Annotated in this window: 33 protein-coding genes, 1 other RNA gene and 1 pseudogene; 21 read left to right on the top strand and 14 right to left on the bottom strand. The window is 62.1% G+C overall.

Annotated elements, in window-relative coordinates:
• Positions 1-43 precede the first annotated feature (43 nt).
• The 3 genes from PZL22_RS12325 to ssrA form a co-directional block, all read right to left on the bottom strand.
• The gene (locus PZL22_RS12325) at positions 44-259 is read right to left on the bottom strand and encodes a DUF4169 family protein (RefSeq protein WP_003534943.1); all 216 of its coding nucleotides are present in this window, start codon (positions 257-259) and stop codon (positions 44-46) included.
• A 21-nt stretch (positions 260-280) separates the two neighbouring features.
• Positions 281-796: an SspB family protein gene (locus tag PZL22_RS12320; RefSeq protein WP_003534941.1), complete on the bottom strand. Its 516-nt coding sequence runs from the start codon at positions 794-796 to the stop codon at positions 281-283.
• A 203-nt stretch (positions 797-999) separates the two neighbouring features.
• Positions 1,000-1,358, bottom strand: a transfer-messenger RNA (tmRNA) gene (gene ssrA / locus PZL22_RS12315).
• A 149-nt stretch (positions 1,359-1,507) separates the two neighbouring features.
• Between ssrA and PZL22_RS12310 the strand changes: the two genes are divergently transcribed.
• Positions 1,508-1,816, top strand: coding sequence for a DUF2853 family protein (locus tag PZL22_RS12310; RefSeq protein WP_284718680.1), 309 nt, complete (start codon positions 1,508-1,510; stop codon positions 1,814-1,816).
• 115 nt (positions 1,817-1,931) lie between these two features.
• On the opposite strand, the gene PZL22_RS12305 is transcribed toward PZL22_RS12310, so the two are convergent.
• Positions 1,932-2,378, bottom strand: coding sequence for a DUF2267 domain-containing protein (locus tag PZL22_RS12305; protein WP_003534938.1), 447 nt, complete (start codon positions 2,376-2,378; stop codon positions 1,932-1,934).
• Between the two features lie 284 nt (positions 2,379-2,662).
• On the opposite strand from PZL22_RS12305, the gene PZL22_RS12300 reads away from it, so the two are divergent.
• The 11 genes from PZL22_RS12300 (at position 2,663) to PZL22_RS12250 (ending at position 10,083) form a co-directional block, all read left to right on the top strand.
• A complete protein-coding gene (locus PZL22_RS12300) occupies positions 2,663-2,869 on the top strand; it encodes a hypothetical protein (protein WP_003534936.1) in 207 nt (68 codons plus the stop codon).
• A 10-nt stretch (positions 2,870-2,879) separates the two neighbouring features.
• Positions 2,880-3,122: a hypothetical protein gene (locus tag PZL22_RS12295; protein ID WP_003534934.1), complete on the top strand. Its 243-nt coding sequence runs from the start codon at positions 2,880-2,882 to the stop codon at positions 3,120-3,122.
• Positions 3,123-3,174: 52 nt separating this feature from the next.
• Complete coding sequence (locus PZL22_RS12290; RefSeq protein WP_003534932.1) at positions 3,175-3,393, top strand: hypothetical protein; 219 nt, start codon at positions 3,175-3,177, stop codon at positions 3,391-3,393.
• Positions 3,394-3,547: 154 nt separating this feature from the next.
• Positions 3,548-4,342, top strand: a complete 795-nt coding sequence (locus tag PZL22_RS12285; protein WP_003534931.1) for a thymidylate synthase — start codon at positions 3,548-3,550, stop codon at positions 4,340-4,342.
• A gap of 61 nt (positions 4,343-4,403) precedes the next feature.
• Positions 4,404-5,009 (top strand): glutathione S-transferase, encoded by a 606-nt coding sequence (locus PZL22_RS12280; RefSeq protein WP_003534929.1) that lies wholly within the window; start codon positions 4,404-4,406, stop codon positions 5,007-5,009.
• A gap of 13 nt (positions 5,010-5,022) precedes the next feature.
• Positions 5,023-5,565 (top strand): dihydrofolate reductase, encoded by a 543-nt coding sequence (locus tag PZL22_RS12275; RefSeq protein WP_003534928.1) that lies wholly within the window; start codon positions 5,023-5,025, stop codon positions 5,563-5,565.
• Positions 5,566-5,759: 194 nt separating this feature from the next.
• Positions 5,760-6,848 (top strand): FtsH protease activity modulator HflK, encoded by a 1,089-nt coding sequence (gene hflK, locus PZL22_RS12270; protein WP_003534926.1) that lies wholly within the window; start codon positions 5,760-5,762, stop codon positions 6,846-6,848.
• Positions 6,845-7,777 (top strand): protease modulator HflC, encoded by a 933-nt coding sequence (gene hflC / locus PZL22_RS12265; RefSeq protein WP_003534924.1) that lies wholly within the window; start codon positions 6,845-6,847, stop codon positions 7,775-7,777. Before hflK ends, hflC begins: the two co-directional genes overlap by 4 nt.
• A gap of 7 nt (positions 7,778-7,784) precedes the next feature.
• Complete coding sequence (locus tag PZL22_RS12260) at positions 7,785-7,970, top strand: DUF2065 domain-containing protein (protein ID WP_003534922.1); 186 nt, start codon at positions 7,785-7,787, stop codon at positions 7,968-7,970.
• A 5-nt stretch (positions 7,971-7,975) separates the two neighbouring features.
• Positions 7,976-8,362 carry an ACT domain-containing protein gene (locus tag PZL22_RS12255; protein ID WP_003534920.1) on the top strand — a complete coding sequence of 129 codons (387 nt, stop codon included), beginning with the start codon at positions 7,976-7,978 and terminating at the stop codon, positions 8,360-8,362.
• A 209-nt stretch (positions 8,363-8,571) separates the two neighbouring features.
• On the top strand, positions 8,572-10,083 hold the full coding sequence (locus PZL22_RS12250) for a Do family serine endopeptidase (protein ID WP_003534918.1): 1,512 nt from the start codon (positions 8,572-8,574) through the stop codon (positions 10,081-10,083).
• Between the two features lie 31 nt (positions 10,084-10,114).
• On the opposite strand, the gene PZL22_RS12245 is transcribed toward PZL22_RS12250, so the two are convergent.
• A complete protein-coding gene (locus tag PZL22_RS12245) occupies positions 10,115-10,690 on the bottom strand; it encodes a GNAT family N-acetyltransferase (RefSeq protein WP_003534917.1) in 576 nt (191 codons plus the stop codon).
• The gene (serB, locus tag PZL22_RS12240; RefSeq protein WP_003534916.1) at positions 10,687-11,574 is read right to left on the bottom strand and encodes a phosphoserine phosphatase SerB; all 888 of its coding nucleotides are present in this window, start codon (positions 11,572-11,574) and stop codon (positions 10,687-10,689) included. Before serB ends, PZL22_RS12245 begins: the two co-directional genes overlap by 4 nt.
• Between serB and miaA the strand changes: the two genes are divergently transcribed.
• Positions 11,573-12,484 carry a tRNA (adenosine(37)-N6)-dimethylallyltransferase MiaA gene (gene miaA, locus PZL22_RS12235; RefSeq protein ID WP_003534915.1) on the top strand — a complete coding sequence of 304 codons (912 nt, stop codon included), beginning with the start codon at positions 11,573-11,575 and terminating at the stop codon, positions 12,482-12,484. The genes serB and miaA overlap by 2 nt on opposite strands.
• A 118-nt stretch (positions 12,485-12,602) precedes the next feature.
• Here miaA and PZL22_RS12230 read toward each other — a convergent pair.
• The 3 genes and pseudogenes from PZL22_RS12230 to PZL22_RS12220 all read right to left on the bottom strand — a co-directional run bounded on the left by PZL22_RS12230 (position 12,603) and on the right by PZL22_RS12220 (position 15,588).
• Positions 12,603-13,041: pseudogene (locus PZL22_RS12230) on the bottom strand (DUF6841 family protein).
• Between the two features lie 47 nt (positions 13,042-13,088).
• On the bottom strand, positions 13,089-13,439 hold the full coding sequence (locus PZL22_RS12225; RefSeq protein WP_003534912.1) for a hypothetical protein: 351 nt from the start codon (positions 13,437-13,439) through the stop codon (positions 13,089-13,091).
• Between the two features lie 112 nt (positions 13,440-13,551).
• Positions 13,552-15,588, bottom strand: a complete 2,037-nt coding sequence (locus PZL22_RS12220) for an ATP-binding protein (RefSeq protein WP_003534910.1) — start codon at positions 15,586-15,588, stop codon at positions 13,552-13,554.
• Positions 15,589-15,935: 347 nt separating this feature from the next.
• Here PZL22_RS12220 and PZL22_RS12215 point away from each other — a divergent pair, with 347 nt between their 5' ends.
• Together PZL22_RS12215 and ilvN are read left to right on the top strand one after the other, a co-directional pair.
• On the top strand, positions 15,936-17,714 hold the full coding sequence (locus tag PZL22_RS12215) for an acetolactate synthase 3 large subunit (protein WP_010969708.1): 1,779 nt from the start codon (positions 15,936-15,938) through the stop codon (positions 17,712-17,714).
• A gap of 23 nt (positions 17,715-17,737) precedes the next feature.
• Entirely contained in the window at positions 17,738-18,310 is a 573-nt protein-coding gene (ilvN, locus tag PZL22_RS12210) for an acetolactate synthase small subunit (RefSeq protein ID WP_003534906.1), read from the top strand.
• 191 nt (positions 18,311-18,501) lie between these two features.
• Here ilvN and PZL22_RS12205 read toward each other — a convergent pair whose 3' ends face one another.
• The gene (locus PZL22_RS12205; protein ID WP_003533864.1) at positions 18,502-19,347 is read right to left on the bottom strand and encodes an aldo/keto reductase; all 846 of its coding nucleotides are present in this window, start codon (positions 19,345-19,347) and stop codon (positions 18,502-18,504) included.
• A 312-nt stretch (positions 19,348-19,659) separates the two neighbouring features.
• Between PZL22_RS12205 and PZL22_RS12200 the strand changes: the two genes are divergently transcribed.
• Positions 19,660-19,869, top strand: a complete 210-nt coding sequence (locus tag PZL22_RS12200) for a cold-shock protein (protein ID WP_003533862.1) — start codon at positions 19,660-19,662, stop codon at positions 19,867-19,869.
• A 156-nt stretch (positions 19,870-20,025) separates the two neighbouring features.
• A complete protein-coding gene (locus PZL22_RS12195) occupies positions 20,026-20,250 on the top strand; it encodes a hypothetical protein (protein WP_003533858.1) in 225 nt (74 codons plus the stop codon).
• 102 nt (positions 20,251-20,352) lie between these two features.
• Here the strand turns inward: PZL22_RS12195 and PZL22_RS12190 are convergent, their stop codons facing one another.
• A complete protein-coding gene (locus PZL22_RS12190) occupies positions 20,353-21,081 on the bottom strand; it encodes a class I SAM-dependent methyltransferase (protein ID WP_003533856.1) in 729 nt (242 codons plus the stop codon).
• Between the two features lie 584 nt (positions 21,082-21,665).
• Between PZL22_RS12190 and PZL22_RS12185 the strand changes: the two genes are divergently transcribed.
• The 4 genes from PZL22_RS12185 to PZL22_RS12170 all read left to right on the top strand — a co-directional run bounded on the left by PZL22_RS12185 (position 21,666) and on the right by PZL22_RS12170 (position 23,997).
• Positions 21,666-22,259 carry a LysE family translocator gene (locus PZL22_RS12185; RefSeq protein ID WP_003533855.1) on the top strand — a complete coding sequence of 198 codons (594 nt, stop codon included), beginning with the start codon at positions 21,666-21,668 and terminating at the stop codon, positions 22,257-22,259.
• Positions 22,260-22,326: 67 nt separating this feature from the next.
• On the top strand, positions 22,327-22,968 hold the full coding sequence (gene nthA / locus PZL22_RS12180) for a nitrile hydratase subunit alpha (protein WP_003533852.1): 642 nt from the start codon (positions 22,327-22,329) through the stop codon (positions 22,966-22,968).
• On the top strand, positions 22,965-23,624 hold the full coding sequence (gene nthB / locus PZL22_RS12175; protein ID WP_003533850.1) for a nitrile hydratase subunit beta: 660 nt from the start codon (positions 22,965-22,967) through the stop codon (positions 23,622-23,624). The genes nthA and nthB overlap by 4 nt, the downstream gene beginning before the upstream one ends.
• Positions 23,611-23,997, top strand: coding sequence for a nitrile hydratase accessory protein (locus PZL22_RS12170; RefSeq protein ID WP_003533848.1), 387 nt, complete (start codon positions 23,611-23,613; stop codon positions 23,995-23,997). The genes nthB and PZL22_RS12170 overlap by 14 nt, the downstream gene beginning before the upstream one ends.
• A 19-nt stretch (positions 23,998-24,016) precedes the next feature.
• Here the strand turns inward: PZL22_RS12170 and PZL22_RS12165 are convergent, their stop codons facing one another.
• The 3 genes from PZL22_RS12165 to PZL22_RS12155 are packed head-to-tail and all read right to left on the bottom strand — an operon-like array spanning position 24,017 to position 25,735.
• Positions 24,017-24,826, bottom strand: coding sequence for an anti-sigma factor family protein (locus PZL22_RS12165; RefSeq protein ID WP_003533846.1), 810 nt, complete (start codon positions 24,824-24,826; stop codon positions 24,017-24,019).
• Entirely contained in the window at positions 24,823-25,377 is a 555-nt protein-coding gene (locus PZL22_RS12160; RefSeq protein ID WP_003533844.1) for an RNA polymerase sigma factor, read from the bottom strand. Before PZL22_RS12160 ends, PZL22_RS12165 begins: the two co-directional genes overlap by 4 nt.
• Positions 25,361-25,735, bottom strand: coding sequence for a COG4315 family predicted lipoprotein (locus PZL22_RS12155; RefSeq protein ID WP_003533842.1), 375 nt, complete (start codon positions 25,733-25,735; stop codon positions 25,361-25,363). The genes PZL22_RS12160 and PZL22_RS12155 overlap by 17 nt, the downstream gene beginning before the upstream one ends.
• Positions 25,736-25,821: the final 86 nt, after the last annotated feature.

Genomic DNA, 25,821 nt, shown 5'->3' with positions numbered 1-25,821 from the left:
GCCGCAAGTCCTTGAGTGGGAATCGCTTTTGCGGCGGCGGTCGTCACGGCTTCTCCCGGTCGACTGAAGTCTCGCCGCCCGCTTGATCGAGCCTGCCCTGATCAAGCTTCTTCGCTGCCTTTTCGTTCAAGGCCTTGGTCAGGGTTTTCTCGGCCTTGCTGCGGCCGAAGGTGACGCGATTCTGCTCGGCCTGCTTTTCCTGTTCAGTCCGAGCCTGGCGTTTGCGGAACTGACGCAGATTGATCACGTCGCCGGCCATGGTCCGCGCCTCCTGGCGTCGTCAGTTTTTCTTGCGAAAGGAATCGAGCGAGACGACGGAAGCGCCGCCGCCCTTCGGGCCGTCAGGCTTTTCCGTGCTGTCGTCAGTTGCGGTTTCGGTGGCTTCGTCGAGGGGATAAGCGGTTATTTCCGCCGAATCGGCTGCTTCCTCCTCGCCGGCCGCCACGTCGAACTCCAGTTCGAAGTTGACCGAGGGATCATAGAAGCCGCGAATCGCATTGTACGGGATCACAAGCTTTTCCGGTGTGTCCGAGAACGAAAGGCCGATTTCGAAGCCGGTCTCGGTAACCTTCAGATCCCAGAACTGGTGCTGGACGACGATCGTCATCTGTTCCGGATACTTGGCCTTGAGATGTTGCGAGATCCGGACACCGGGCGCACCGGTCAGGAACGTAATGAAGAAGTGGTGATCGCCGGGCAGATGGCCCGTGGCGGAAACTTCGGCCAACACCTTGCGAATGACGCCGCGAAGCGCGTCCTGCGCCAGAATGTCGTAGCGAATATGGTCCTGGCCCATTTGGTCCCCGTTCTCTTCAAGTCACTTGATGCATGATTCCTACGACCGGAACTCCATTCAGGAAATCATGCAGCGATTCAAGGTGCTACGGCCAAACCTGCGCCTTGACTATGTCGGCGCCGTGGCCTGCTCCTTCATTGCCCGTCTGTTTATGACGAGTCAATTATTGAGGCATCTATAGACCATTTCACGACGGGGGAGAAGGTGAAGGCTTCTGTTGCCAGGTGCCTTCGGACCCCGCCTTACGGTGCTACCCGGAAGGACTTGATTTGAAGTGTCGCACCGCCGTTAGGCAGCGAGACGTGCTTCAGCATAGTTGTCGTTTGCAACTATAAGTTTAGCCCGATAACGGTGGTACAATGCCGAGCAAAAAGTCGATCTTTACGCCCTTGTCGATCCTATTTCGCCCCCATCAAAAGCCGGTCTGCACAGGCCGGTTTTTGGTGGAGGCGCCGGGTACCGCCCCCGGGTCCAATGGGTTTATTGCATCGCCCGTTTATTGCCATAGCCGCCCGAAGACGGCACTCGTCATATAGGTCTTTCCGACGCCCAAGAAAAGGGCTTCTCGAGGGAAATGACGGATTTATGTCGGTCTCGCCAACTCCGCACGAAATGCTTGACTTACACGAGCGGCGTGAAAAACTCCGCCTGCTGCACGCGGTTCGCGAGAAGGGCGGCAGCTTTTGAGAGCAAGTGCAAAGTGGAGGCTTCATGACTGATTATCTTGCGGACGTGCAGAAGTATGACAGCAGCGCCGACGAAGCAGTTGTCAACAAGATCGTGCGCCATCTCGGTATCGCCCTTCGCAATAAGGATTCCGCCCTCGTTTCGGCCTCGGATCCAAAGGAACTGGAGCGCGTCAGGGAAAAATGGTGCGAGAAGAAACTCGGCGTCGGCGGGTCAGATGCAGATGCCGCTATTGCCGCGACGGCCAAAGCGATGGCGGATGATCGCAGCAGGTCGCGTGTGACCTTCTACTATCTGGTCGCCAAGAATCTGGGCAAGCTCCAGACGCTCTGAACGAGGCTGGTTGGCAATGCGCTTTCCGGTCGGCGACGAGCCGGCCGGGCGCAGAGCTGCCTCGGCGGCGCCGTGACCCGGCGCCGATCGTCTTTAATTCGCCCCCTGTTTTCGGCTATTCGCGCGCGCCGACACTGTCGGGCCACAGCGACTGGATTTCCTTGGGCAAGGTGTCGCGTACCTTTGCAGTCTGGCCAAGGTCGACATGCCGTGCCAGGACCCGAAATACGCTCCTCGCCGCGTCGGCGGGATCGACCGGACGCGTATCCTTCATTCCTTCGGCGATCCGGGCGAGAAATTCGTCGAGCGAACGGGTGCCCTTGTCCGGCGGGTGGTTCGGCCGGTATTGATCGTAATAGGCGCCTCGCACGATCAGCGGAAGCTCCGCGCCGAGATGGGCCGCGATTTCCGGAGGAAGCCGGTCCCGCAGGACCCGCAGCACAACTGTCAGGATGTGCCAGGCGACTTTCCGGTCGGGTCCGTGTTGTTCCATGATTTCGCCGAGCCAGATATGGGTCGTCTGCAGTGTTTTCTCGAAGACGTCGAGACCTGTGGCGCTCATCGTCACCTCCCTTGCTGTTGTTGGCTGAAGCGCAACCGCATGTCTCTCTGGTGGAGCCTGTTCAGGCACGAACATGCAGAATTTCGCGTCCCGCGAAGAACGCGGCGCTGTCGATTGGCCTAACAGCCATCCGCCGCGATTGTTTCGCCGCTGCCGACAAATACTGCTCCGCCTCGTGCTGCCGAACAAGGTCGCGATGGCGGAACATTCGCGGTTCAGTGCGGTTAAACGAGGGAGTGAACCAAGGGCGCCCCGGAACAAGTCGCAGAGCAGGAGGAAGGCCGATGACATCGTCCAAACATCCGAAGACACGCCGCCCGAGCGACAAGGACCTGAAGCAGGATCCTGGGATCGGACGCACGAAGGGCATTCGCGGACCATCGGACTACGAAGCCCTGAAACGCGGCAACACCATCGAAGGAGATGTCGCGAACGACACGACCGCGCAAGGCGGCGCGAACCCGGACCAGCGCGGTCGCACCAACAAATAGGAGCAAGGCAATGGTCGGCAGAAAGACGCAAGAGCAGCAGAAGCGCGTGCTGCAGGGCCACGAGAACACGTCGAACGCGGACAAGGACTTCAATGCCGAAGCGGATCTGCACCGTTCCGACGCCTTGAGAAAGGCGCAACGGAAAGGGCAGGACTTGAGCACCGAGCATGGCGATGCCCGCGAGGCGGACGATCGCAGCATTCTGCGCGGGAAGAATCAGGAGAGCAGGCATCACAAGGGCGCCGGCGACTGACGAAGCTCGGCCGGCGGCCGGCATTTCCGAAAATCGATGAAAGGAGACCGCGATGGCTCACGCCAGCAAGAAGAACATGGGAAAGCCCGACAAGGGCAAGGGCGACGGTAGCGGTGCGCAAACCGAGCTGAAGGAAGGCGTCCTCGGCGAAAACGACGTTCTGTCGAACAGGGACAAGGCGCAGCATTCCGACTCGCGCGGCCTCGACGAGAGGGCGGTAAGGAACGAGCAGTATCAGGACCACGCCGCAAACCGACGCCCGTCGAAATGAACCGGCGGGCGCGTTAACCGGAGATCTTGGGCGGGTTGGCCCGATCCAAGGACGGCATGGCGATTCGAAGTGCGGGAAAACACCTTTCCACCATTGGTTCGCGCGGCGGTTCGTTCTATTTTCGCAGCTACGAACGAATCGTCGGCGGAAAAGCATGCGACAATATCTCGATCTCCTCGAACATGTGATCACAACGGGAACCGACCGGGGCGACCGTACGGGTACGGGCACGCGCTCGGTTTTCGGCTACCAGATGCGCTTCGACCTGTCGCAGGGTTTTCCGGTGCTGACCACCAAGAAGCTGCATCTGCGTTCGATCATTCACGAGCTTCTGTGGTTCCTCAGGGGCGACACGAACGTCGCCTATCTCAAGGAAAACGGGGTGAGCATCTGGGACGAATGGGCGGACGAAAACGGCGAGCTCGGACCGGTCTACGGCTACCAATGGCGCTCCTGGCCGACGCCCGATGGCGGACATATCGATCAGATCGCGGCGCTGGTCGAAGGCCTGAAGACCAATCCGAATTCCCGCCGCCACATCGTTTCGGCCTGGAACCCGGCGCTCGTGGACGAAATGGCGCTGCCGCCATGCCACTGTCTGTTCCAGTTCTACGTGGCGGACGGGAAGCTCTCCTGCCAGCTCTACCAGCGCTCGGCCGATATCTTTCTCGGCGTACCCTTCAATATCGCTTCCTACGCTCTGCTGACGATGATGGTGGCGCAGGTGACGGGGCTCGAAGCCGGCGATTTCGTTCATACGTTTGGTGACGCGCATATCTACCGCAACCACTTCGAACAGGCGCAGCTGCAGCTGACGAGAACGCCGAAGCCGCTGCCCAAAATGGAAATAAATCCGGCGGTGAAGGATATATTTTCGTTTAGATTCGAAGACTTTGAGCTCGTCGGCTACGAAGCCGATTCACATATCAAGGCGCCGGTCGCGGTCTAGCTAAAGCACTCGGTGAAAGCCGGTTCTCGCGTTCCCGGTGGTGCTCCAATGGGAGGTTTCCATGCTGACGCTGATCCACGCGCCTTTGTCGCGCTCATCGCGCATCATCTGGCTGCTCGAAGAGCTCGGTGCCGAATACGAGATCCGCTATGTCGATATCCGCCGTTGGGACGGATCGGGCGGCCCGGACGAGAACAATCCGCATCCGCACAAGCAGGTGCCGGCACTCCTCCACGACGGGACATTGATCTGGGAGTCGGTCGCGGTCGTGCAATATCTGACGGATCTCTATCCCGATTGCAGCCTGAGCCGGCCGCCGGGCCATCCCGAGCGCGGCGCCTATCTGTCGTGGCTCGCCTACTATGCCGGTGTCATCGAGCCGACCGCTCTCGCTCATATATCCGGAGTGACGGTGAACAATCCGGGGCTCGCGAGGCTTTACACCGAAATGTGTGCGCATGTGATCGACGCGCTTACGCGGCACACCTATCTCCTTGGTGAATCGATGAGCGCCGCCGATCTGTTGCTTGCAAGCGCATTGCAGTGGATGCGCAAGATCCTGCCGGAAAGCGACGTGATAGATCGCTATATTCGCGTCGTCACGGACCGGGCGGCGCTGGTTCGCGCGCGCGAAATCGACAACAAGCCGAGTGGTTTTCATGACTGAGGCGGAGCAGAAGATGACGACCCGACCGAAGATCGTTTTCGTCGTCGCTGTCGCGGCGAATGGAATAATCGGCCGCGAGGGCGATCTGCCCTGGCGGCTTTCGACCGATCTCAAGCGCTTCAAGGCGCTGACGATCGGCAAGCCGGTCGTCATGGGACGGAAGACCTGGGCCTCGCTCGGGCGGCCCTTGCCCGGCAGGCCGAACATCGTCATCAGCCGCACCCCCGATTTCGAGGCTCCCGGCGCGGAGGTGGCGCCGTCGCTGGAAACGGCGCTCACGATCGCGCGGGAGCGGGCGGCCGCGGTCGGGGCCGACGAGATTTGCATCATTGGCGGCGGCGAGATCTACCGTCAGTCGATCGGCATGGCCGATGTGCTGCACGTGACCGAAGTGCAGGCGGAGGTGGATGGCGATACACGCTTCCCCTCTATCGACCCGGCGACTTTCGAGAAGGTGTTGGAGGAAGATCTTCCGCGCAGCGAGAAAGACAGTCACGCAATGCATTTCGTGACCTGGCGCCGCCGCACGCCGCCGCCGGAAGGTGCCGGAGCCTGAGCGGTCTTCGGCGCTTATCCATGCTCTTGCCTATCGCTGCGGCGCAGCGGTGAACAATTTTAACGCATTTACGGTGAACTCGGCCGTATCGCGTTGAAAGCAATGCACATGATACCTATAACGGGTTCACATCGTGACCGGCCGCAATGCCTGCGGGGCGTTCAGCGACAGAGTTTCTTGGAAGTGAGGATTTGATGCCCTGGAGCAATCAGAATGGCGGCGGCGGCGGCCCGTGGGGCGGCGGCGGCGGCAATCAGGGGCCATGGGGCCAGGGGCCCAACCGGCCGCGCGGCGGGAGAGGTGGTCCGCCGGATCTGGAAGAGATCATCCGGCGTGGCCAGGACCAGTTGAAGAACGTGGTTCCGGGAGGCTTCAACGGCGGGATCTTCGTCATCGTCGGCCTGTTGATCCTCGGCTTCGTCCTGCTGAATTCCATCTATACCGTTCAGCCGGATGAACGCGGCGTCGAGATGCGCTTCGGCAAGCCGAAGGAAGAAATCTCCATGCCGGGCCTGCACTATCACTTCTGGCCGCTCGAAACCGTCGAGATCGTCAAGGTGACGGAGCAGCAGCAGAATATCGGCGGCCGCACGGGCCAGTCGAATGCCGGCCTGATGCTCAGCGGCGATCAGAACATCGTCAACGTGCAGTTCTCGGTGCTGTTCTCGGTTACCGATCCGAAGGCCTATCTCTTCAATGTGGAGAACCCGGCCGACACGCTGCAGCAGGTGGCCGAAAGCGCAATGCGCGAGGTCGTCGGCCGCCGTCCGGCCCAGGACATCTTCCGCGACAACCGCCAGGCGATCGCCGCGGACGTGAAGAACACGATCCAGGCGACGATGGATTCTTACGGCGCCGGCATATCGGTGAATACCGTTGCGATCGAGGATGCCGCACCGCCGCGTGAAGTGGCCGATGCCTTCGACGAAGTGCAGCGCGCCGAACAGGACGAAGACCGCTTCGTCGAGGAGGCGAACCAGTACGCCAACCAGGTGCTCGGCAGGGCTCGCGGCCAGGGCGCCCAGATCCGCGAAGAGGCGGCCGCCTACAAGGACCGCGTCGTCAAGGAAGCTCAGGGTGAGGCTCAGCGCTTCATCTCGGTCTACGACGAATATTCCAAGGCCCCGGAGGTCACGCGCAAGCGGCTTTACATCGAAACGCTGCAAGGCGTTCTCGGCAAGTCCAAGAAGGTCATTCTGGACGAGAAGAACGGCCAGGGCGTGCTGCCCTATCTGCCGCTCAACGAAATCGGCAGGCCCGTTCAGTCGGGAGGAAACCAATGATCAACAATCGCAGTTCAATAATCCTGATCGTCCTCGCCGCCGTCCTGTTCGTCGTCTATTCCTCGGTCTTCGTCGTGAACGAGCGCCAGCAGGCGATCGTCGTTCGCTTCGGTCAGATCCGGGAGGTGAAGAGCGAGCCGGGTCTCTATTTCAAGCTTCCATTCGGCTTCATGGACGCCGACCGCGTCCAGTATGTCGAAGACCAGGCACTCCGTTTCGATCTCGACAATATCCGGGTGCAGGTCTCCGGCGGCAAATTCTACGAAGTGGATGCATTCGTCGTCTACAAGATCGCCGACCCCCGCCGCTTCCGACAGACGGTTTCCGGAGACCGGGAATCTGCGGAGTCGCGGCTTAGGACGCGCCTCGATGCGTCGCTGCGCAGGGTCTACGGTCTGAGGGGGTTCGAGGCGGCGCTTTCCGACGAGCGCGCATCGATGATGCGTGAGGTCCGGACGGACCTCAGCGCGGATGCCGAGTCGCTTGGCCTCAATATCGAGGACGTGCGCATCCGCCGTACGGACCTGACGCAGGAAGTTTCGCAGCAGACCTACGACCGGATGAAGGCGGAACGTCTGGCCGAAGCCGAACTGATCCGTGCCCGAGGCAACGAGGAAGGCCAGCGACGCCGCGCGATCGCCGATCGTCAAGTGGTCGAGATCGTTGCCGAAGCGCAGCGTGATTCGGAAATCCTGCGCGGTGAGGGCGAAGCGGAGCGGACCCAGATATTTGCCGACGCATTCCAGCGCGATCCGGGCTTCTTCGAGTTCTACCGGTCGATGGCTGCCTATGCGCAGTCGATCGGCAGCCCGGACACAACTATCGTGCTGTCGCCGCATTCGGAATTCTTCCGTTATTTCAACAGTGCGGACGGTGCGGATCAAACGCCACCGAGCCCAGGCCTGGCGGCGCCGACCACCGCAGATTGAGCGGACGATGTCCGACTTTCTGACCGGTCTGGCTTTTTTCCTGATCATCGAGGGGCTGGTGTACGCACTGGCCCCTTTGGTTTTGGTGGAACTGGCGAAGCGATTGCCGTATGTCCCTGAACATCAGCTCCGATTGGCCGGATTGACTTCGGTGGCCGTCGGCGTCGGGCTTGTATGGTTGCTTCGAGGATAATGCGAATGCCACATAAATTGCTCATCCGGCTGGTCGATGCCGAATATGCCATTACCCGTCTGAACGTCGGATCCGCGATTCCCGAGTGGCTGCCGGGTCCGGGGTTCTGGACGGTTTCCAGTTCCCGCGAGGAAATGACGCTCGTCTGTCGCGCCGCCCGTGTTCCATCGAGCGTGCAGAGTTCGCTCGGCTGGCGCTGCTTCCGCATCGAGCAACACTTCAGTTTCGACGTGCCCGGCGTTCTGTCGTCGGTGCTGCGGCCGCTTTCGGAGGCAGGTGTCGGCGTCTTCGCCAATTCGACCTTCAGCACCGACTACGTCTTCGTCGCGGGGTCCAATCTCGAGCAGGCCGTGGAGGCTCTGAAGGAGCACGGACACGAAATAACCATCTGAGGCGCCGCCGGTTCGCTGCCCGGATCAGGAAATCGTGTTTGGACGCTTCGGAATTCCGCCGTATCTTCAAGAGAAGGTTCGCGTGTTGCGCGTCTCGATCAGGTCGCGCTGCGCTGTAGTTCGTTGCAGCCGAACGATGTTCATGCATCATCCTTGCCGGACGGCCGGGGACCGGCGTTACGTAAGGGAAATGATAGGAGCCTAGCGACTTGTCGAAACGACCCGAATTCTTCCGCGGCCTGGTGCTGGCGGCCGCGACGGCACTCATATTCACCAATGCGACGCTGGCCCAGACGGCCACGTCCCGGCCTCCGGCCGGCCCGCCGTCCGTTGCCGATCTCGCCGAGGGTCTGCTCGACGCCGTCGTCAACATATCGATTTCGCAGAACGTCAAGAGCGACGACGACAATGCGCCGATGCCGCAGGTGCCGGAAGGATCGCCGCATCAGGAGTTCTTCGACGAGTTTTTCAGGGGACAGGGCGGCGAGGGCGGCCGGCCGCGCACGGTCAACTCGCTCGGTTCGGGCTTTATCATCGATCCCGCCGGCTACATAGTCACCAACAACCACGTCATCCAGGATGCCGACGATATCGAGATCAACTTTTCCGATGGATCGAAGCTGAAGGCGAAGCTTGTCGGCATGGATACGAAAACCGACCTCGCCCTCCTGAAGGTCGAACCGAAGAAGCCGCTCAAGGCCGTCTCCTTCGGCGACTCGCGAAAGATCAGGATCGGCGATTGGGTGATGGTCGTCGGCAATCCGTTCGGCCTTGGCGTATCCGTGTCCGTGGGTGTCGTCTCCGCACGCGGTCGCAATATCAATGCCGGACCCTACGACAGTTTCATCCAGACCGATGCGGCGATCAACCGCGGCAATTCGGGCGGTCCACTCTTCAACATGCAGGGTGAGGTCGTCGGCATCAATACGGCGATCCTTTCGCAGACCGGCATGTCGGTCGGTATCGGCTTTGCCGTGCCGGCGGAGCTTGCGGTGAACGTCGTCAATCAACTCAAGGAATTCGGCGAAACCCGCCGTGGCTGGCTCGGTGTACGGATCCAGCCCGTCACGGACGATATCGCCGAGAGCCTGAAGATGGAGCTGCCACGCGGCGCGCTCGTTTCGGGCATCATCGAAGGCGGTCCGATCACCAAGGGCGAGATCAAGCCGGGCGACATCATCATCCGCTTCGACGGAACGGATATCGCGGAAATCCGCGACCTCATGCGCACTGTCGGCGAGAGCCCGGTCGGCAAGGCGGTCGATGTGGTCATCATCCGCGACGGCAAGGAACAGACCGTTCGCGTGACGCTCGGTCGGCTGGAGGATGGCGAGCAGCTCGCCAATGCGAAACCGGGGGAAGTGCTGCCGAATGGCGGTGAGGCGAAGCCCGGCGAGCCGCCGGCCGCGCAACTGCCTGCGAGCGACACGGTGCTCGGAATGAAGCTTGCCGAGCTCGACGCCGACAGTCGCCAGAGTTTCGGCATCGCCGAAAGCGTCAAAGGCGTCGTGATCACCGAGGTACAGCCCAATTCGCCCGCCGCCGAGCGTCGGGTGGAGCCGGGCGAGGTGATCGTCGAACTCGGTCAGGAAGCAATGGAAACGCCGGAGGATGTCACCTCACGCGTCACCGAACTGAAGGCCGACGGGCGCCGCAACGCCTTGCTGATGATCGCGAACAAGAGCGGCGAACTGCGCTTCGTGACGGTGCGGATGGAATAGAGCTCGCGCTCCCGGCCGTGGCGACGGGGTGCTACCGCTTCGCGGCCGAGCCATCCCGCCGCCATCCTTCCGCGGTTGTTGCGTAAAGCACGTGGCGTCTGAGATGGGGATGCGTGTCCGGGACGCCGGAATGATCGAAGTCGCGCTTGAAATCAGGACGCATGCCGATCCGCGTCATCACGGCGGTGGAGCGAGTGTTGGCCGGAACGGCGATGGCAACGATCTCCCCGAGCTTCCTCTCGCTGAATCCATAATCGAGAAGCGCCCGCGCTGCCTCCGTCACGTAGCCCTTTCCCCAATGGCGGACAGCCAGGCGCCAGCCGATCTCGACGGTACCGTCGGGCAGGTGCGGTTCGAGGTCGGTGCGTGCAAGTCCGCAGAAGCCGATCGGCGCGTCGTTCTCACGGAGCGCGAGCGCGAAGAAGCCGAAGCCGGTTTCGCGGATGCTGCGGTTGTTGCGGTCGAAAAGCGCGTCGGCCTCCGCGCGGGTGCGGCGGAACGGGAAGAACTCCATGACCGCGGGATCGCTGTTGATCTCGGCAAAGAGTTCGCGATCGGTCTCGACCCAGGCACGGAGCCTGAGCCGCCCGGTCTCGAGGATGATCACGTCACGAAATCCGTCTTGCGGTATCCCTGGAGATAGAGCAGGGCGGTGAGGTCGCCATGGTCGATGCGGATCTTCGCCTGTTCGGCAACGACGGGCTTGGCGTGGAGCGCCACTCCAGTGCCGGCAAGCTGCAGCATTCCGAGATCGTTGGCACCGTCGCCGACGGCGATGACGTCCGCCGGCGTGATGCCGAGCCGTTCCGAAATGTCGATGAGTGCGTCGACCTTGGCCTGCTTGCCGAGGATCGGCCGGGCAACGTCACCGGTCAGCTTGCCGTTCTCCTCAACGAGAATGTTGGCACGGTTTTCGTCGAATCCGAGCTTCTCTGCGATGGGGCCGGTGAACACGGTGAAGCCGCCGGAGACGAGGGCGCTGTAATGTCCCTTCGCCTTCATGGTGGCGATCAGTTCGCGGCCACCCGGCGTCAATGTGATACGCGTGGCTATGACCTCCGCGACGACGGTAACGGGCAGGCCCTGGAGAAGCGCCACTCTTTCGACGAGTGCCGGCTCGAAAGCGATCTCGCCGTTCATGGCGCGCGCGGTGATTGCCGCGACCTTTTCCTTCAGGCCGACTTCCGCGGCCAGCTCGTCGATGCATTCCTGTCCGATCATGGTGGAGTCCATGTCGGCGATCAGAAATCGCTTGCGGCGGCTTTCGGCATCCTGCACGGCGACGTCGATCGCGGCGCCGGCGACCGCCTGGCGCAGCCGAGCTTCCGCTTCGCCGGCCTCGGCGCCATCCCTCAATACGATGTCGCAGGCAATACCGTCCGCGAGCCAATAGAGCCCGGATGCATCGAGCCTTTCCGCCGCCGCTTCCGCGCGTGCCGGCGTCAGAACGGGATTTGACGGATTAGCGATAAGCGTGGCAACGAGAGCCATGATGCAAAACCTTGCGAGAGACATCGACGCGATCCTGATAACCGGGCCGACCGCCAGCGGCAAGTCCGCGCTCGCGGTGAAGCTCGCGCAAAGGCACGGCGGCGTCGTGATCAATGCGGATAGCATGCAGGTTTACGGGACGCTGAAAGTCCTGACAGCGCGGCCGGATCAAAGCGAGATGGGTGGCGTCGAGCATTTCCTTTACGGTCATATCCCGCCAGGCCGGGCCTATTCCACCGGCGTGTGGCTCCGCGAAGCGGAAGCGCTCGTGGCGCGGCTGGGGAAAGAAGGGCGGCTGCCGGTCTTCGTCGGCGGCACGGGCCTCTATTTCAAAGCGCTGACGGGAGGGCTTTCGGATATGCCCGAGATTCCGCTCGAAACCCGCAAGCGCTTGCGCACCCGACTGACGGAGGAGGGGGCCGAGGCGCTCCACGGTGAACTTTCCGCACGCGATCCGGAGACGGCGGGGCGCGTGCGGCCCAGCGATGGGCAGCGTATCGTGCGCGCGCTGGAGATAATCGAGGCGACGGGAAGGCCGATCGGATCTTACCAGCAGAGCCGTGGGCCGGTGATCATCGACCCGGCGCGAGCGCAGAAGATCGTCGTATTGCCGGAGCGGCCGGTTCTTCATGGCCGTATCGATCGGCGCTTCGAGACGATGCTTGCGAGAGGCGCCGTCGAGGAGGTCCGCGCGCTTCTCGCGCTCCGCCTTCCTCCGGAGATGCCGGTGATGAAGGCGATCGGCGTCCCACAGATCGCAGCGATGCTGAAAGGCGAGATGAGCGAAAAGCAGGTGATCGAGGCCGGCGCGGCTGCGACGCGGCAATATGCCAAGCGCCAGATGACCTGGTTTCGCAACCAGCTTGACGAGACCTGGCAGCGTATCGAGGACCCGGATGCCTTGGGCTAGATCACAATTTAGGTCGGGTCGACCTGTTTTGATCTCCCCATCCCTGTGACAAGCATAGAGATGACGGGGGAGAGAGATTGCAATCCTTATGCTGCGGTCTGAAGCGGCATCAGCAGCATCAGTCGATGCCGTGCTCCTTCAATACCGCCTCTTCGTCGCCGCTGATCCAGCCGAAAATCTTCGGCTCCCCGTCACGCAGCTGAACGAGGTAATGGACCTCGAAATCGATGGTGACATTCGGCTGTTCCTCCGCGTCGAAGACGGAGCGCCAATCGACCTGTACCAGAAAATGCAGCGCATCGATCGGGGTGACAGTGGTTTTGCGGATCTTCAATTCCCTGGTGCCGATCGCGCGATAGCGGGCGTAGCCCTTCTCCATGGAAACCGTCAGGGTTTCGTCGTTTCCCCGTCATGACTCCGGCCGGCGAGGCGGCGATAAAGTCCGAGGCGAAGGCGGAGGTCGTATCTCCGACCGGAAGCGTCCCCGCAAGGACCTGATTGGCCATGCTCTCGTAGCGCTCGAAGAAGCGCCTCAAAATCTCTTCCATGATTTTCATCCCAATTCGCTCCGCGCAACGGAGGCGGAGGCTTGCGGTGCTGCAGGTCAATCGACCGGCGTGTGCTGGTGTTGAATGAGCTTCCAGTCTGCTCCGACGCCGTGGTAGGTCGAGGTGCAACAGGCCGCATAAGGCCCGCCTTCCGCGCGTCGCGCCTCCGCAAGATAGCCGAGTACGATAAAGTTCTCGCCGATCCGGCTCATGACCTTCTCGCTGATCGTGAGATGCTCCCACCGCGGAATTCCCTGGAGACTTCGGATTATGACCGATCTTCCGCGCAGCAGACCGACCGGCGCAGGGAATGCCATGATGCAGTCTTCGTCCAGCAATTCGCGATAAGGATCGGAACCCTCGAGCCAGAGCCGCCGCTCGTTTCTCCATGCGTCATTGTCGTCCATGGTCGTCTCCTCGCCTTGACGTCACCTCAACGCTTGAGAAGAGCCCCCGGATCCAAAATTGCAATCAGCGCAGGTTCAGCTGCCGGGACACGCCGTACCGTCCGCTTCTGCGTCATTTGCGGATAAGGCTGCCGAGTGGTCGCCTGAGCAGGCTTTCGCGAAGCGACCCCTCCTGACGCGGTGCCGGCTTACCGAAGCCCGCATCCGATTGGCCGGGCGCCTTGGCGGGTCGGCCCGATAGCCTCTCCGCCTCTCCGGACAGGACCTGCTCGCGGATCCGGCTGAAGCGTTCGATCTCCGGGTTTCCCGGCTCGGACGAGCGGGGAAGCATGTCGGGGCTATAGGGCTCGAATGCGGGGTATCGTCGCGAAAGGGAGTCCGCGACCTCGGTTCCGTTGCCTTTCCCGCTCCAGTTGTCGTCCTCGAGCACCGGCGCCTGCTTCGTCTGTGACGCCAGATAGCTCTGTTGGAAACTCGATATGTCGGGACCGTTCACGGCACGCATTCGGCTGACGATCGAACGGAGGTCGGCGAGGGGCGGCGCGTCGTCGTCAACCTTGTCGGTGATGCCGTGGGCGCGGGGCAACCGCGCATCGTCGACGCGGGCAAAGCGCATGCGCATCGGTACTGCGACCGCCTCGCCGAAGGCGATTGCCTCGCCGTTGCCGATCGACGAAATGAAGCTGGTGGTGGAGATCGACGAATTGGCGATCGCCGAGCGGATGATTTCCTGGTCGCGATCATTGGCGAGCCGCATGGCGAAGACCGTCGAGCATTGCGACAGGATCGTCGGATCGAGCTCGCCCGGCCGCTGGGTGATGATGCCGAGCGAGACTCCGTATTTGCGACCCTCCTTGGCGATCCGTGCAATAGCCTGGCGTGTCGGCACAAAGCCGAGCGACGGATCGGCCGGCACATAGCGGTGCGCCTCTTCGCAAACGACCAGCATATGGATGGCGCCATTGCCCCAGAGGCCTATCTCGAAGGCCATGCGGCAGAGCACGGAGGCGAGGGAATTGACGACTTCCGAAGGGATCCCGGCAAGCTCGAAGGTGGCGATCGGCTTGCCGTCGCCCGGAATGCGGAAGATCTTTGCAATCGTGTCCTCGATCGTGTCCGTGATCGTGTTCTGCGAGAACATGAAATGGTAGCGCGGATCGTTGACTGCGGAGACGATCCTGACCTTGAGGGAGCGCAGGTACGGCTTGTCGTTGCGCCCCTCCAGCCGGCCGATGCGCTCATCGATCAGCGCCAGGAGGTCGGCGATGCGGTACGGGACGGGCGTATCTGCGGTGATCGAGCTCTTTTCCGTCTGCCGCCGCATCAGGCCGGATTCGCCGCCCTTGAACGCCTTTTTTGCGTCCGCGATGACGTCGCGCAGGATATCGAGCTCGTCCGGCACCGGCGGGCGCCCACGAAAGATGACCTCGGCCAACTCCTCGAGCCGGAAGAACCAGAAGGGGAGGTCGAGCGTATCCGTGTCGATGACCACCGCCTGGTCCGGAAAGGCGGCGGCGAACTCGTTGTGCGGATCGAGGATCAGCACACGCAGCTTCGGGTCGGCGGCGATCGCCTTGTTCAGGAGCAGTGTCACGGCGGTCGACTTGCCGACGCCGGTGGTGCCGACGATCGCAAAGTGCTTGGAAAGCATGGAAGGTACATGGATGGTGGCGTCGAGGCTTTCGTCCTGCGTCAGCTTGCCGATGACGCAACTGTCCGATTGACCGGAGTCGTAGATGCGGGCGAGATCGCTCACGCGGATGCGGTGGGCAATCGCTCCGAGATAGGGATAGCGGCTGATGCCGGCGGAGAACTCTTCCCGCCCATCCGGACCGACATGAACCTCGCCCATCAATTCCACTTCGATGCGGAAAGTGTTGTTGACCTCTTCGCCCCAACCCTCGGAAATGGTCTGCATCGAATAGACGAGGGCGACGACACGGTTGGTGCCGACGGAAATCGAAACCAGTTTGCCGACCGACCAGAGCTCGGTGAGCGAAGTCTCGCCATTTTCGGCGACCGCCGCGATCGTGGCGCGCGAGCCGTTGCAGGCGACGACCCGCCCGAGAAATCGATTGCCGGGCTTCAACGTATCGCGGCGATCCGTCTCGGCGGCGCGAGGCGCCGATTGATTTCCACTTTCGAGCAACGCAGCACCTCGGGCGAAAACGCCAATCACAGCAGGATGCGCACCGAAATCCGGCGCCTGTTTCCTTGCTGGTCCCAGGATAGCGGCTGCGGTTTAATAACTGGTTGCTCACAAGCCTTGCCGATCAGGTCACGCCAAAGCCGTTGACGGATGGGGAATTTCCGTTTAACAAATCGCCCCATGAAAAATTTCGCGGTTATTCTTGTGGTGGGACGGCGCATGGGCAGGATGGTGTAACCATCCGGCGGTAGCCACCCATGCGCTGAACGAGGCTCCTGACGGGGCCTTTTTTTATGCCTTCAAACACGTTATTCACCCAAACCTGAACGAGGGACGGAAGCAGGCCAATGAGCGGAACTGAGAACCAGATGACGGGCGCGGAGATCGTTCTCCAGGCCTTGAAAGACAATGGCGTCGAACACATCTTCGGCTATCCCGGCGGTGCCGTGCTCCCGATCTACGACGAGATTTTCCAGCAGGAGGATATCCAGCACATCCTCGTCCGCCACGAGCAGGGCGCCGGCCACATGGCCGAAGGTTATGCCCGCTCCACCGGCAAGGTCGGCGTCATGCTGGTGACTTCCGGCCCGGGAGCGACCAATGCGGTCACGCCGCTGCAGGACGCGCTGATGGACTCGATCCCGCTCGTCTGCATCTCGGGGCAGGTACCGACGTCGCTGATCGGTTCGGACGCCTTCCAGGAATGCGACACGATTGGCATCACGCGGCCCTGCACCAAGCACAACTGGCTGGTCAGGGACGTCAACGAGCTCGCCCGCGTCATCCATGAGGCTTTCCGGGTCGCTCAGTCGGGGCGTCCGGGTCCGGTCGTCGTCGACATTCCGAAGGACGTCCAGTTCGCAACCGGCACCTATACGCCGCCTTCGGCCGTTCCGACGCAGAAGAGCTACCAGCCGAAGACCCAAGGGGACCTGAAGAAGATCGAGGAGGCGGTCGCGCTCATGAAAACGGCGCGCCAGCCGGTCATCTATTCGGGCGGCGGCGTCATCAATTCCGGGCCGCAAGCCGCGCATTTCCTGCGCGAGCTGGTCGAGCTCACCGGCTTCCCGATCACGTCGACCCTGATGGGCCTCGGCGCCTATCCTGCCTCCGGCAAAAACTGGCTCGGCATGCTCGGCATGCACGGGACCTACGAAGCCAACCTGGCGATGCATGATTGCGACGTCATGATCTGCATCGGCGCGCGCTTTGACGACCGGATCACCGGCCGGCTCAATGCCTTCTCGCCCAACTCCAAGAAGATCCACATCGACATCGACCCGTCCTCGATCAATAAGAACGTCCGCGTCGACGTTCCGATCATCGGCGACGTCGCCGCTGTTCTCGAGGACATGATTCGCCTGTGGCGGGCTGCGGCCAAGACGGTCGACCAGACGCGGCTTGGCGACTGGTGGAAGTCGATCTCCAAGTGGCGGGCGCGCAACTCTCTGGCCTATACGCCGAGTGCCGACGTCATCATGCCGCAATATGCGATCCAGCGGCTATACGAGCTCACCAAGGACCGCGACACCTACATCACCACCGAGGTCGGCCAGCACCAGATGTGGGCCGCGCAGTTCTTCGGCTTCGAAGAGCCGAACCGCTGGATGACCTCGGGCGGCCTCGGCACCATGGGCTACGGATTTCCGGCCGCGGTCGGCGTCCAGGTCGCGCATCCGGAGAGCCTCGTCATCGACATCGCCGGCGACGCGTCGATCCAGATGTGCATCCAGGAGATGTCGTGTGCGGTTCAGTACGGCCTGCCGGTCAAGATCTTCATCCTGAACAACCAATATATGGGCATGGTCCGGCAGTGGCAGCAACTCCTGCACGGCAACCGCCTGTCGCATTCCTACACCGAGGCGATGCCTGACTTCGTCAAGCTCGCCGAGGCCTATGGCGGCGTCGGCATCCGTTGCGAAAAGCCGGGAGAGCTCGACGATGCGATCCGGCAGATGATCGACACTCCGGCTCCGGTCATCTTCGACTGCCGCGTCGCCAATCTCGCCAACTGCTTCCCGATGATCCCTTCGGGCAAGGCGCATAACGAAATGCTGCTCCCCGACGAGGCCACGGACGAGGTGGTCGCCAACGCCATCGACGCCAAGGGCCGCCAGCTCGTTTGAGGACAAGGGTAGGAACAGGAAAAATGAATGCACATCTTCAGCCGACGGGCTCCGCCTACTTCATCGCCAAGGAAACGGAGCTTGCGGAAACGCACACGCTTTCCGTTCTGGTCGACAACGAGCCGGGCGTGCTCGCCCGCGTCATCGGCCTTTTCTCCGGCCGCGGCTACAATATCGAGAGCCTGACGGTCTCCGAGACGGAGCACGAGGCTCATCTGTCGCGCATCACCATCGTGACCCGCGGCACACCGCACGTGCTCGAGCAGATCAAGAACCAGCTCGAACGTCTGGTGCCGGTGCACCGGGTCGTGGATCTCACGGTCCGCGCCGCCGGCCTCGGTCACGAGCGGCCGATCGAGCGTGAACTGGCGCTCGTTAAGGTACACGGCTCGGGCGAACATCGGGTGGAGGCGCTCAGGCTCGCCGACGCCTTCCGCGCCTCGGTCATCGACGCCAATATCGATCACTTCGTCTTCGAGATCACCGGCAAGCCTTCCAAGATCGAGCAGTTCATCGCCATCATGAAGCCGCTCGGGCTGATCGAAGTCTGCCGCACCGGCATCGCCGCGATGAACCGCGGGCCCCAGGGGATGTGAAGAAGCTCCCTCAACCGCGATAGAGACGTTCTGTACCTGTGACTGCCCCTCACCCTAGCCCTCTCCCCGCGCGCGGGGAGAGGGGACTTTGGAGCGAGAGTTCGAGGCTTGTCCCTTCGCCCCGCTTGCGGGGAGAAGGTGCCGGCAGGCGGATGAGGGGCAATCGGGGCAACGCTCGCCATGATCGCTCCTCAAATCACCTCCAGCCGCGTCTTCCTCCTCGGCGGCGGGAAGTGGCGGTCGAGTTCGGCGAGATTTTCCGTCGTCAGGTGGATATCCATCGCGTCGCGGTTTTCGCGGGCGCGTTCGGGCGAACCGGTCTTCGGGATCGAGATGACGCCGGAACACGTCTTCAAAAAGGCGAGTGCCACCTGGGCGGGCGTCGCCTGATGCGCCTTGGCGATGTGAATCAGATCGGCGTCATGCAGAAGGCGGCCCTCGTCGAGCGGTGAATAGGCCATGACCGGCACGCCTTGAGCGCGGCACCGGGGCAGCAGGTCGAATTCGATGCCGCGGCGGGCGAGATTATAGAGCACCTGATTGGCCGCGACGTTGCCGCCGTCAGGAACGGCCGACAGTTCCTCCATGTCGTCGACGTCGAAATTGGAGACGCCCCAGGCACGGATCTTGCCGGCCTTCTTCAGCTCTTCGAAAGCGGCGACGGTCTCGGCGAGCGGATAGCCGCCGCGCCAGTGCAGAAGGTAAAGGTCGACGCAGTCGATGCCGAGATTGCGCAGGCTGCGTTCGCAGGCGGCAACCGTACCCGCCCGGCTGGCGTTGGAGGGCAGCACCTTGCTGACGACGAATGCCTCGTCGCGCCGACCCTTGATCGCTTCTCCCACGATACGTTCGGCAGCGCCGTCGCCGTACATCTCTGCAGTGTCGACCAGCGTCATGCCGAGATCGAGCCCGGTTTCCAGGCTGCGGACTTCGTCGGCGGTCTTCGCGCGGTTTTCACCCATCCGCCATGTCCCCTGGCCGAGCGCGGGAACCTTGCGGCCGTCCGGATAAGCGATGGTCGGGATCGGATCGTGCATAGGGGATTGTCCTGAGAGTTGGTCCAGTGCTGAGATTTAAGCCCGTTGGGGGAAAGTCCACAAGCTAGTTGAAGCATTGCTGCCTTGGCCGGGCCGCCGCCTGCGGTCGCGCCGATAGTCTTCTCTCGAAAGAAAATAAAATTGTGCCTTGTAAGAAACACAATGATGACCTACATAGCTCGGTATCGATATTGATCGACGATATTTGTTTCTGCGCCAAGGCGCATCGTCACGAAAATCCTGACAACATCGGTTTTGATACACCGTTTTTATGCGGTGGCGGTTTTCCATGGCTATTGAAAGGACATCGACGTGGCTTCTGGAACGGTAAAGTGGTTCAACAGCACCAAGGGCTTCGGTTTCATCCAGCCAGATGACGGCGCCGCTGACGTGTTCGTCCATATTTCGGCGGTTGAACGCGCCGGCCTGTCCACGCTGAAAGACGGGCAGAAGGTAAGCTTCGAGCTGACGCAGGATCGGCGCTCGGGCAAGACCTCGGCGGACAACCTTCGCGCTCTCTGAACGGATCGCGCGTTTGTGCCCTAACACGGCACTTCATGACATTATTGTCTCCCCGCCCGTGACCACGGATGTACTGGCGCGGCGGGTTGAGATGATGAGGAAGGTCGGGCCTGTCCCGGCCTTTTTTATTGGCTGAAATTTGATGGAGGATCTCGCATGAAGGACGTCGGCAACCGCATTTTCAAGGCCGAGAAGAAGAACCCTGCGGATCGCGCGGATCAGGCCACAATTGCGTCACGCGCCATTATCGAGCAGGAGGCTGCAGCGCGTGTGAAGAAGACGGCTCGCCTCAAACAGATGCGGCTGGAGAAAGAGGCCGAGGAGGCGGCAAATCCAGTTGCCGCTCCCGCCAAGAAGGGCAAGGCGCAGAAGCGAAAGTAACCAGACCTTACGGCATGTTTCTTGAAATTCGGCGCTTGCCCTATCGAACAAGGCGGCGCGAAGGGATGGCAACACTACTCGCGCATCCCGCGCGGCCGACACCTACCTTTGTACGGCAACGAGCAGCATCATCGGCCGGTCGACCTCTTCCGCGAGGTCCGGGTTGCGGGCGATCTCATCGGCGGTCGGGCTCCACTCCTGAACGCGGCGGATCGCGAAACCGGCTGCAATCAGGGTGTTCAATGTCGTGCCGAGCGTACGGTGATACTTGACGACGCCCTTGGCGAGCCAGTCGGTGACACGCTTTACTTCGACCGAGTAGCGGTCGAGCGGCCAGTTGCGGCGGCCCTCGGCGTCCGTGGACCAGCCAGGGTTCGTCGGGGCCATGTAGACCGGGTGTTCGATGGTGAAGACGAAATGCGATCCGGGCAGGAGACTCCTATGGATCGTTCGCACCAACCGGTCGAAGTCTTCGATGTAATGGAAGGCGAGCGAGCTGTAGGCGAAGCCGAAGCTCGCTTCGGGCAGAACCAGATGCTCGAGGTCGGCGATTCGATACTCGACCGAAGGATCCTCCGTCTCTTGCCGCGCGCGTGCGATCATTTTCTCGGAGAGGTCGAGGCCAAGGACATGAGCCGCGCCGTTCTCCCGCGCCCAGCGGGCGAACCAGCCGAAGCCGCAGCCGAGATCCAGGACGCGCAAGTCCCTGAGATCGGGCAGCATTGCGCGGATTGCGGGCCATTCGGCAGCGCCGGCGAGTCCATGCAGGGATCGCCCGAGTTGACTGTAGCCGGTGAAGAATTCGGGTCTGTCGTAAACGTTCTGTGCCATTTTCCATCTCCATGATGCCGATGGACGGGCGCCTGAACTACAGCGCCGCGCGTCTTATCAGACGCGCAAAGGTCGCTGTAGCACTTTGATCTGCCGCATGTTTTTGTCCTTTAATCGAATACGATCAAAGGAAACATGCAGTAGAAGAAAGCCCCGTCCGCTTGGGCGAGGCTGCGGGGTTACGCGTGCTTGCGCGTGCAATAGACGCGCGGCGCTGTTGTCAGCGTGTGCGAAGCCCCTGCATCCCGCCTGTTGGGATGCCGGCGAACCGGGCGACAATGTGGGTGTCATGTTCACACATGGCGTGGCTATCCCATGGAAAACGTTAGGGGTCAAGCCGGCGCAGCATCCCCAGCTTTCGGTTTGTCACCGTGACAAGATTTGGGTGGCGGTTGCATTTGGGTCAGCTAGCTTGACCCACTGCTGCATGTTTCCTTTGATCGTAACCGATCAAAGGAAACATGCAGCAGATCAAAGTGCTACAGACGCGCGGCGCTGTAGGGGCGCCGCCCGGGGAGATTGCTCGATGCGAATCCCAGGTTTGCAGCGGCGTCCTCGGCAGACCCGCGGCTTTGGAGGAACTCATGCAACTGGATACGCTTCTGGCGCTGTTCCTGTTTGCCTTCACGACATCGATCACGCCCGGACCGAACAACATGATGCTGTTCGCCTCGGGCGTGAACTTCGGTTTCGTGCGCACGATTCCGCATATGCTGGGGATCGGCATCGGCTTCTTCGTTCTTCTCATTGCCGTGGGGCTCGGTCTCGGCGCACTGCTTCATTCCGTGCCGCTCCTCTATACGGCCCTGAAGTTCGCCGGCGGTGCCTATCTCGTCTGGATCGCCTGGAAGATCGGCACGTCTCGCTCGCTCGGCGAAGGGAGGGCGAATGCGGTGCCGATGACCTTCCTGCAGGCGGCTGCTTTCCAATGGGTCAATCCGAAGGCCTGGGTAATGGCGGTTTCGGCCATGGCCACCTATACGAGCAGCGACAGCTATCTCATGAGCGTGCTCGTCGTCGGCCTCGTCTTCGCGCTCGTCAACGTGCCGAGCGTCTCGACCTGGGCGGGTTTCGGCTCGGCCCTCAGGCAATGGCTCTCGGAACCTGCGCGACTCAAATGGTTCAACATCACCATGGCCGTCTTGCTCGTCGTCAGCCTTTGGCCGATGCTCAGGTAGTCGGCCGAGACGGGACGTTTTAGGGTCAATGCATTAAGATCAGCAGCCTTCTGTAGAGGAGCCAGGAATGTCCGAACATCATCATGGGCATGGCGACGATCACGGCCATCACCACGACAACCACCTGACCGACATGGAAGCCCGGGTAAAGGCGTTGGAGACGGTGCTGACGGAAAAGGGTTTGATCGATCCTGCGGCGATCGACGCGATCGTCGACGCGTACGAGACGAAGGTGGGACCGCGAAACGGCGCACGCGTCGTCGCCAAGGCCTGGAGCGATCCGGGTTTTGCCGACTGGTTGAAACGCGACGCGACCGCGGCGATCGCCAGCCTCGGCTTTACCGGGCGCCAGGGCGAGCACATGCGTGCGGTGTTCAACACGTCCGAGACGCACAACCTCATCGTCTGTACGCTGTGCTCCTGCTATCCCTGGGCAGTGCTGGGGCTGCCGCCGGTCTGGTACAAGGCGCCGCCCTATCGTTCGCGCGCCGTCATCGATCCCCGCGGCGTGCTTGCCGAATTCGGGCTCGAGCTGTCGGCTGAAAAGAAGGTCCGCGTCTGGGATTCGACGGCCGAGCTCCGCTACCTCGTCGTGCCCGAGCGGCCGGAAGGGACCGACGGCTTCGGCGAGGACGCCCTGGCGGAGCTCGTGACGCGCGATTCCATGATCGGCACCGGGCTCGCCCTTTCGCCGGAGGATGTGCGATGAACGGTCCGCATGATCTCGGCGGCCAGCATGGCATGGGCCCGATCGCTCCGGAACGCAACGAGCCCATTTTCCATGCAGAGTGGGAGAAGCGGGCGCTCGGCATCACGCTTTCCTGTGGTGCTTTCGGTGCCTGGACGCTGGACGAAAGCCGGCACGCGCGCGAAAGCCTGGCCCCGGCGACCTATCTTTCCGCGAGCTATTATGAAATCTGGACTCGAGCCCTGGAAACGCTTCTCAAGCGCCATGGCTTCGTGACGCAGGCCGAGCTCGATGCCGGCCATATGCTCGACAAGGGGCGGGAACCGAAACGGGTGCTCACAGCGGACATGGTGGCCGGCGTGCTCGCCAAGGGCGGGCCATGCGACCGGCCGGTCGAAGCGCCGCCGCGCTTTGCCGCCGGCGACAGTGTGCGTACGAAGAACTTCAATCCGGAGAGCCACACGCGCCTGCCGCGCTACGCCCGCGCCCGGACAGGCATGGTGGAGGCCGTGCAGGGCAGCTTCGTCTTCCCGGACGACAACGCCCACGGCAAGGGCGAGAACCCGCAATGGCTCTACACGGTGGTCTTCGATGCCGGCGAGATCTGGGGTGAGGGCGCGGACCCTACGCTTACCGTCTCCATCGATGCCTGGGAGAGCTATCTTGAACACGCTTAGATCGACGCCTGCTCTTCCCCGTTCCCCGCTTCTGGCTTCGGCGGAACTGCCGAAATCGCGCGAGGGCGACCCCGTCTTTGCCGAGCCCTGGCAGGCGGTAGCCTTCGCCATGACCGTGCGGCTTCATGAGCAGGGCGTATTTTCATGGAGCGAATGGGCGGAAGCGCTTTCGGCCGAGCTCTACAAGCCCGGCCGCAGGGCGGACGGGACCGACTATTACGATTGCTGGGTTGCGGCGCTGAGCCGCCTGGTGACGGAACTCTCCATCGCTTCCGGTCCCGAACTGGAAGCGCTGGTCGGCAGCTGGCAGCGCGCAGCGGAAGCGACGCCGCACGGAACGCCGATTGCGCTCGCGAACGATCCTCTGCGTTGAAGCATCACCCGCCGTTCCATCAAGAGCTCTCTGATCCCTCGAACTGGCGATAACATTCGTCCGCAACCTTCTGCAGCAGCTCGCGCGGTACTTCGCCGGTGACGGCATAGCCGATTTCACCGTCGATCCAGTAGAACGTCTCGACATTTCCCTGGCTGGCGATCCGGAAGCTCGTTTCGCGGTTCTCGGTGTTGCGGCCGAGAAGCACCGTCAGCCGCCCGCCGGTCCCGTCTTCATACATCAGCATCGCGCCTGCCTTGCCATTGACCGGGATGAGCCGTCCTCCGACGAGCGAGAAGCCGAGCGACGAAAGATCGGGGATTTTCAGCGCGTAGTCGAGACGCTTGCCGAGCCATGTGGCGAGATGATCCCGCTCGCCGGCGCCGACCTCCACGGGGTGGCGCACTTCGCTGGCATAGATCAGGAAAGCCGACTGCGCCTGCCGGGGGAGAGCCTCGGAGGCCGCGGCGGCCAATTGCGATTGCGGGACGATGAGATCGCGTGCGTAGGCGCCGGCGAGCGCGCCTGCCGCGAAGATCAGAAATCCGGCGGCGAGGCGCCGCAGCGTGGGCGCGGGTGATGCGAGACCGGTGCTTCCTCCCGAACGGCGGGCCGTTACCAACGCGCGATCGTTCTCGCCGCTGCGGGCATAGGAGGCGAAATTCTGTTTCAGTGCCGCCGCCTGGGCCTGCCACTGGCGCACCTCTTCGCCCCTTGCCGGGTGCCTTTCCAACCAGGATGCGATGCGTTCGCGCTCCGGTGGGCTCAATTGGCCATCCACATAGGCGTGCAGTTCGTCTTCGGAGACGGTTTCGAATTCGTCGGTCATTTCGGTCTCCGCAGGGCGATCACGTTATCGTCCTTCATCGCTTCGGCAAGCTGGCGGCGGGCCCGGGAGAGGCGGGACATCACCGTCCCGATCGGGATTTCCATCATGTCGGCCACGTCCTGGTAGCGATAACCCTCTATGACGACGAGCATCAAGACGGCTCGGTTGTCGGCCGAGAGCCGCTCGAGCCCGCGCATCAGGCGTTGCCGCTCCAGGGGATCCGCATTGTCCTCCTCCGCACGAAGGCCGAGCGCCTCGTCGAACTCCACTTCGGGATGCTGGGCGCGGCGGCGGTGGCCGTTGCGGAAAAGATTGGTCATGATGGTGAAGGCCCAGGCGCGCAAGTTCACGCCCCGCCATTGTTCACGTCTTGCGAGCACTTTCTCGACGCAGTCCTGCAACAGATCTTCGCCGTCGGGATCGGAGTGGGCGAGGCTGCGCGAATAGCGCCTGAGCGCCGGCATCAATTCCAGGACCTCTTCCTCGAAAGCATCAGGGGCGGCGGGATCGGCCCGCGCCCCTGTTTCCGGACCGTCAGGGCCGTGCGACATCCCATTCGCCCTTCACGCCGTCGCCGGTAACGTCACCCATCTTCTCGTCCTTTACCCAGAAATAAAGCGGCATTCCGTCCTTCGCCCATTGCTTGGTGCCGTCCTTTCGCTCAACGATCGAATAGGCACCCTCGGCCGCTGCATCGCCTTCCACCATGAAGGGCGGCCAATTCTTGGCGCAGGCATCATAGCAGGCGGAGACGCCTTTCTGGTCGTCCTTGTAGGTGTAGAGCGTCATTCCGTTCTCGGCGGCGAGCACAGGGCCTTTTTCTGATTCGACCGTTTTCACCGGCGGAGCGGCGAAGGCGGCGGCGGCCGTGCCAAGGGAAATGGCGATGGTCAACGCAAGCGTTCTCATGGGTTTCCTCCTCAAGATGTCTTCAACGCAGAACCTCGCACGGGCGGGTTCGAGGATAAGACACGGAGGGCTATGGATTTATTCCC

It is taken from the genome of Ensifer meliloti, from assembly GCF_030064585.1.
Taxonomy (GTDB): Bacteria; Pseudomonadota; Alphaproteobacteria; order Rhizobiales; family Rhizobiaceae; genus Sinorhizobium; species Sinorhizobium meliloti.
Note: the sequence above shows the minus strand (reverse complement) of the source record. Positions and strands in the feature narration are given on the sequence as shown.

What these genes read in the sequence shown, in the direction of transcription:
- PZL22_RS12325 (WP_003534943.1), bottom strand. Translation starts at nt 259, where the DNA reads ATGGCCGGCGACGTGATCAATCTGCGTCAGTTCCGCAAACGCCAGGCT.
- PZL22_RS12320 (WP_003534941.1), bottom strand. Translation starts at nt 796, where the DNA reads ATGGGCCAGGACCATATTCGCTACGACATTCTGGCGCAGGACGCGCTT.
- PZL22_RS12310 (WP_284718680.1), top strand. Translation starts at nt 1,508, where the DNA reads ATGACTGATTATCTTGCGGACGTGCAGAAGTATGACAGCAGCGCCGAC.
- PZL22_RS12305 (WP_003534938.1), bottom strand. Translation starts at nt 2,378, where the DNA reads ATGAGCGCCACAGGTCTCGACGTCTTCGAGAAAACACTGCAGACGACC.
- PZL22_RS12300 (WP_003534936.1), top strand. Translation starts at nt 2,663, where the DNA reads ATGACATCGTCCAAACATCCGAAGACACGCCGCCCGAGCGACAAGGAC.
- PZL22_RS12295 (WP_003534934.1), top strand. Translation starts at nt 2,880, where the DNA reads ATGGTCGGCAGAAAGACGCAAGAGCAGCAGAAGCGCGTGCTGCAGGGC.
- PZL22_RS12290 (WP_003534932.1), top strand. Translation starts at nt 3,175, where the DNA reads ATGGCTCACGCCAGCAAGAAGAACATGGGAAAGCCCGACAAGGGCAAG.
- PZL22_RS12285 (WP_003534931.1), top strand. Translation starts at nt 3,548, where the DNA reads ATGCGACAATATCTCGATCTCCTCGAACATGTGATCACAACGGGAACC.
- PZL22_RS12280 (WP_003534929.1), top strand. Translation starts at nt 4,404, where the DNA reads ATGCTGACGCTGATCCACGCGCCTTTGTCGCGCTCATCGCGCATCATC.
- PZL22_RS12275 (WP_003534928.1), top strand. Translation starts at nt 5,023, where the DNA reads ATGACGACCCGACCGAAGATCGTTTTCGTCGTCGCTGTCGCGGCGAAT.
- hflK (WP_003534926.1), top strand. Translation starts at nt 5,760, where the DNA reads ATGCCCTGGAGCAATCAGAATGGCGGCGGCGGCGGCCCGTGGGGCGGC.
- hflC (WP_003534924.1), top strand. Translation starts at nt 6,845, where the DNA reads ATGATCAACAATCGCAGTTCAATAATCCTGATCGTCCTCGCCGCCGTC.
- PZL22_RS12260 (WP_003534922.1), top strand. Translation starts at nt 7,785, where the DNA reads ATGTCCGACTTTCTGACCGGTCTGGCTTTTTTCCTGATCATCGAGGGG.
- PZL22_RS12255 (WP_003534920.1), top strand. Translation starts at nt 7,976, where the DNA reads ATGCCACATAAATTGCTCATCCGGCTGGTCGATGCCGAATATGCCATT.
- miaA (WP_003534915.1), top strand. Translation starts at nt 11,573, where the DNA reads ATGATGCAAAACCTTGCGAGAGACATCGACGCGATCCTGATAACCGGG.
- serB (WP_003534916.1), bottom strand. Translation starts at nt 11,574, where the DNA reads ATGGCTCTCGTTGCCACGCTTATCGCTAATCCGTCAAATCCCGTTCTG.
- PZL22_RS12225 (WP_003534912.1), bottom strand. Translation starts at nt 13,439, where the DNA reads ATGGACGACAATGACGCATGGAGAAACGAGCGGCGGCTCTGGCTCGAG.
- PZL22_RS12215 (WP_010969708.1), top strand. Translation starts at nt 15,936, where the DNA reads ATGAGCGGAACTGAGAACCAGATGACGGGCGCGGAGATCGTTCTCCAG.
- ilvN (WP_003534906.1), top strand. Translation starts at nt 17,738, where the DNA reads ATGAATGCACATCTTCAGCCGACGGGCTCCGCCTACTTCATCGCCAAG.
- PZL22_RS12205 (WP_003533864.1), bottom strand. Translation starts at nt 19,347, where the DNA reads ATGCACGATCCGATCCCGACCATCGCTTATCCGGACGGCCGCAAGGTT.
- PZL22_RS12195 (WP_003533858.1), top strand. Translation starts at nt 20,026, where the DNA reads ATGAAGGACGTCGGCAACCGCATTTTCAAGGCCGAGAAGAAGAACCCT.
- PZL22_RS12190 (WP_003533856.1), bottom strand. Translation starts at nt 21,081, where the DNA reads ATGGCACAGAACGTTTACGACAGACCCGAATTCTTCACCGGCTACAGT.
- PZL22_RS12185 (WP_003533855.1), top strand. Translation starts at nt 21,666, where the DNA reads ATGCAACTGGATACGCTTCTGGCGCTGTTCCTGTTTGCCTTCACGACA.
- nthA (WP_003533852.1), top strand. Translation starts at nt 22,327, where the DNA reads ATGTCCGAACATCATCATGGGCATGGCGACGATCACGGCCATCACCAC.
- nthB (WP_003533850.1), top strand. Translation starts at nt 22,965, where the DNA reads ATGAACGGTCCGCATGATCTCGGCGGCCAGCATGGCATGGGCCCGATC.
- PZL22_RS12165 (WP_003533846.1), bottom strand. Translation starts at nt 24,826, where the DNA reads ATGACCGACGAATTCGAAACCGTCTCCGAAGACGAACTGCACGCCTAT.
- PZL22_RS12160 (WP_003533844.1), bottom strand. Translation starts at nt 25,377, where the DNA reads ATGTCGCACGGCCCTGACGGTCCGGAAACAGGGGCGCGGGCCGATCCC.
- PZL22_RS12155 (WP_003533842.1), bottom strand. Translation starts at nt 25,735, where the DNA reads ATGAGAACGCTTGCGTTGACCATCGCCATTTCCCTTGGCACGGCCGCC.